This is a genomic window from Gilvimarinus sp. 1_MG-2023 (assembly GCF_030548285.1).
In genome coordinates, this window is the sequence record NZ_JAUOSC010000849.1 from 1 (window position 1) to 283 (window position 283).

The 283-nt window shown below is 54.1% G+C and carries 1 protein-coding gene; it reads left to right on the plus strand.

The features are described 5' to 3' along the window. On the plus strand, positions 1–283 hold a 283-nt coding region (locus Q4563_RS19295), incomplete at both ends, for an ABC transporter permease subunit (protein WP_442903804.1).

Genomic DNA, 283 nt, shown 5'->3' on the forward strand with positions numbered 1-283 from the left:
GTTCTGCGTTACTTCGCGGATATGGCAACGGATCACAGTGACTACAACCCGGTGGTCAGTAAGGCAGCGGCGAAGGCGCTGGACCGTATTCAGGAACGGGTGGAACTGTACGGTTTTGTTGACCAGTTGTTTTTTGGCCTGAGCCTTGGCTCGGTCTTGCTGCTGGCGGCGATTGGTCTGGCCATTACCTTCGGGGTTATGGGGGTGATCAATATGGCCCATGGTGAAATGATCATGCTGGGGGCTTATACGACGTATGTGATTCAGCTGATCATGCCCAACC